Source organism: Streptomyces cahuitamycinicus (genome assembly GCF_002891435.1).
GTDB classification, from domain to species: Bacteria; Actinomycetota; Actinomycetes; order Streptomycetales; family Streptomycetaceae; genus Streptomyces; species Streptomyces cahuitamycinicus.
The window spans coordinates 1-4,276 of sequence record NZ_POUC01000557.1; the positions used below are offsets into that span (position 1 = coordinate 1).

The 4,276-nt window shown below is 70.2% G+C and carries 3 protein-coding genes; all 3 read left to right on the forward strand.

Annotated elements, in window-relative coordinates:
* Positions 1-2,405 (forward strand): phage portal protein (locus C1J00_RS39130; RefSeq protein WP_102913632.1); only part of this gene is annotated, 2,405 nt, incomplete at its 5' end.
* A complete protein-coding gene (locus tag C1J00_RS39135; protein WP_245936685.1) occupies positions 2,402-2,647 on the forward strand; it encodes a hypothetical protein in 246 nt (81 codons plus the stop codon). The genes C1J00_RS39130 and C1J00_RS39135, both read left to right, overlap by 4 nt.
* Positions 2,648-2,753: 106 nt before the next feature.
* On the forward strand, positions 2,754-4,276 hold a 1,523-nt coding region (locus tag C1J00_RS39140; protein ID WP_219728404.1), incomplete at its 3' end, for a hypothetical protein.

A 4,276-nucleotide genomic window follows, 5' to 3' on the forward strand; every position in this document is an offset into this window, starting at 1 on the left:
CCCCGCCGCCCGCGGAGACGAAGGACCTCCTCGCAGGCAACGCGTACGCATCGATGACGTACGCCGGCGTCACCAATATCTGGGGCACGCCCGGCCACGCGGACGGCTGGGACATGGAACGCGTCATCGTCGAGGGCTACGAACGCAGCGTCTGGACCTTCAAGTCCGTCGAGGCGATCAGCAAGCACGCCAGCACGCTCCCGATCCAGATCGGCCGCGGCGGTGACGAGCGCCGCTTCGAGGAGACCCTCGAAGACCACCCGCTGTTGAAGCTGCTCAACAAGAAGGCCAACCCGCTGGAGACCGGCGACGTCTTCAAGAAGCGGCTGAGCGCGCAGCTCCTTCTGTCGAAGAAGGGCGTCTTCATCGAGAAGACGTACTCCCGCGGCGGCACCCTCGTACGCCTCGATCTGCTGCCACCGGACCGCGTCCAGATCATCCCGGACGACCGGAACGCCGACTACGTCAAGCACTTCGAGTTCACGGACTACAGCGGCCGCGTGCGGGAGCTGCTGCCCAAGCACGTCATCTGGATCCGCGACCCCCACCCCACCGACCCGTTCTGCGGCGTCACCCCGCTCGAGGCCGCGGGCCTGTCCATCGACCTGGACGTCAAGGCCCGCACCTACAACATCAGCTTTATCGACAATGACGGCAGACCAGGCGGAATCGTCGGTATCGACCTCGACGGCGTCGACCCCCGCGAAGTCGACCGCATCCAGAAACGCCTGGCACCCGGAGCGCACAACGCCGGCCAGCTCACCCTCGTCGGCACCGGGCCCGGCGGCGTCACCTACGTCGACACCTCCGCCCGCCCCCGCGAGATGGCGTACGAGACGCTGTCCAGCACCGCAAAAGGCGAGATCCTGGCCGCGTTCGGCGTGCCGGAGAGCATCGTCGGCAACGCCTCCGAGCGGACCTACGCGAACGCCGACCGTGAAGAGTGGAACTTCTGGGACCACACGGAGCTGCCCCACCTCAACCTGATCGCCTCCGGGTTCGACCCGGACCTGGACGACGAATGGACGGTCCGCTTCGACACCTCCGGCGTGAAGGCGCTGGAGTTCCCCCGGCGCCAGGCCCGCGAGGAGGCCCGCAAGGAGTGGGAATCCGGCCTCATCACGATCGACGAGTACCGCGAGGTCGCCGGGCGGCCAGCGTTCAACGTCCCGCAGTCCCGAGCCCTATGGATCAGCCCGCAGAAGGCCCCCGTCCCCGCCAACCCGCAGGACGCCGCAGCGCTGGGCCTCGGCCCCGACCCGGCCGCCGCAGGTGCGCCAGGCGCCGGGCCTACCGGCGCTCCGCTCCCCGCTGGCACCGCTCCCGAGACCGCGGCCGCGGACGTGGCCGCCGCTCGGGCCCTCGAAGCCGGTCCGAGCGCAGCGGCCGACGTCGCCGCAGCAAGAGCACAGGGTGACCCCCTCGCCCTTCCCGCGGGCGGAGGGGAGACGGCCACTGACGCCGTCGCCGCGGCACGAGCCGTCTCCACCGACGAAGGCCCCGCGGCCGCGGCCGCCGACGTTGCCCGCGCCCGCGACACACAAGACGCTGAGCTGTCCAGTGACGCCGCCGAGGACGTCGCCGCGGCGCGCGCCTCGATCGAGACCAAGGCCCTGCCCAACGACGACGGATTCGAGGTCACCGACGACGACTTCGACGCCCTCTCCATGGCCGTGGCCGCAGCCATCACGGCGCTGCTGGCACGGCAGGAGGGCGTCATCCTCGCCCGGCTCCGCGCCCCGAAAACCCGCAAGTACACGCGGTACTGGGAGCCCGAGAACGACACCGACGTCCGGCACGCCGACGCTGACCTCGACCAAGACCGGGTTGTCAGCGCCGCCCGCTGGGCCGAGGAGACCAGCCAGACCCTGACGCCGATCCTGCAGCAGGCCGCCGTTGCCACCGCCCGCAAGGTCGGCCAGGCCCTCACCGGCACGGACACGGTTCCCCCGGCCGCGGCCGCGGCCGCCATCGTCACCGCGGCGTACGCCGGCGAAGCCATCACCGGATTCCTCGCTGAACTCGCCGAAGCTCTCCGCGCAGCCCAGGGCGACGCCGAAACCGTGGCGGACCTTGAGGGCGCCGTCACCAGCTTCTACATGTCCGCGGAGCCCGCCCTGATCGCTCGCATCGCTGAGACGTGCGCCGTGGCGACCATCAACGGCGCAGCGGACGCCGCGGCGGAGCATGCCGGCCCCGGCGTCATGCGGACCTGGGTCACCCGTGCAGACACCCGCGTGCGGCCCGCTCACAAGGCACTGCACGGCAAGACGTTGCCCGTTGGCGCCCCGTACACCGTGGACGGGGCCAGCCTCCGCTACCCCGGCGATCCGTTCGCGCCGATCGCGCTCACGGTCAACTGCCGATGCCGCCTCCACTACGCCACCGATGAGGACCCGTCATGAAGACCACCGTCAGATTCTTCCGTCGCCACAGCAGCCGCATCCTCTGGGGCGCGTGGGTTGGGTTCTTCGTCATCTACGAGACGGTCGCCCTGTTCACCAAGCGGGACGATGACACTCTCAGCGAGAACACCCGCAGAGCGTTCCGCACCCGCACGTCGAAGACCGGGAGAGCCCTTTTCACCGTGGCGGTGGCGGGCGGGGCAGCCTGGTTCCTGCTCCACATCCTGACCGAGACCATGTAGCCGCAGCAGCCGGCCCGGCTTGCACAATTGTGCAAGAACGATCTTGATCTCGGGTGGGACTGCAAGAGCGCGACGCTAACCACCTGTGGTGTGCATGGTCCGCGCCATGCTGAATCGCCCCACTGCACAGGCTGAGTCGCAGGACCTGAGTCGCGACGTCGAGGTCAAGGCCACGCGCCGACCGTGGAACCCTGCCCTTCACCCGCGGGACAGCAAGGGCCGCTTCATCGAGACCGGTGGAGTGGTGAGGTTGTGGGGCGGCAAGCTCGCGCGCGTCGTCCGCGCGCTCCCCCACGACCGCATCCTGGTCCAGGACCAGACCGCGCCGAACGAGTTCCGTGGCCGCAGGCACACCACAAGTGCCAAGTGGGTCAGCATGGTCGCCCGTCCTGACGGCAGCGCGCCCACCGCCGACGAAGAGAAGGTCGCAGCCGAGGACGAGCGGCGCACCGTGGATTCGCGCCGCGGCAACGGTGTGGCCCGGGACGACGACGGCGACCCGGACACCCCGAACGACCCGCACGACCAGGACGACGCGGGCCAGCCCATCGGCGACGACGATGGCGACGGCCCGGACGACGTTGACGACGAGGACGAGCCCGAGGACGGCGCCCTCCCCGTCAACGTTGATGCCCTCCCGAACCGGCAGCACGCCGCTGGCGCCCGGTACCGCGACACCGCGGCCGTCCGCCGCCACTTCACCCAGCTTGCCGGGCAGTCCAGCACGAGCCCGGACATGGCCACCTTCCTGCGCTCGGTGGCCCATGACGACGACTTGCTGGTGACCCCGTCCGGCCGGGTGGCGGTCCTCCGCGACGACTCCGGCCGCTGGTACCTCACGGCAACCGGCACCGGACAGCGCATGGACGCCGCCGGGGACTTCGACACCGCCGAGGACGCCGCCCGGTTCGCCGAGCACCTCGACAAGAGCGCAGTCAACGGGCAGATCACCAAGTTCGCCCAGCCGTTCGACTTCTCCGACCCTCAGCTCGACCGCGCCGCCCGTGAGTGGCGCTCCGCCAAGGGCGAGAACATCCAGGGCGCCATCGAGCGGGCCCGGAGGGAGTTCGACGCTCGCCCCGCGGCCGCGCCGAAGAACTCCGTGCCAACCTCGGCGAACAGTGGCACCTCTGCCGCGGGCGGACAGCGGTTCAGCACGCTCCAGGCTGTTCGCGCCCACTGGCAGCAGCGCCTCGACCAGATCAACGACATCGGTCCAGACAGCGTCCGAGAGCAGCGCGCCGCGCGACTCCTGGAAGGACTGATCAACAACGACCGGCTCAAGCTCGTCGGTCGCGGCCAGTTCGTCGTCGGCCAGGACAACAACGGCGAGTGGTACCTGGTCGCTACCGGCAGTGGGGCGCCGCTCCGCCGCCGGTGGCCTTCCCAGAAGGACGCACAGGCGTTCGCCCGGTCCTTCACCGAAAATCCCCCGCTGGGGGACGACGGCAAGCCGCTGGACCTGTCGGACCCCGGCACCCGTATCCAGACGTGGCGCTCCGACGACAACCGTTCGATCAGCGAAGTCCTCGACGCCGCCGCGGAGAAGTGGCAGAGCGAGAACACCGCAGCGAGCAACGGCGAGAACGTCCCGGAGACAGCCCCGACGCCGACCCCGCAGCCCGAGAC

Coding starts and splice junctions, on each gene's coding strand:
- C1J00_RS39135 (WP_245936685.1), top strand. CDS start 2,402: ATGAAGACCACCGTCAGATTCTTCCGTCGCCACAGCAGCCGCATCCTC.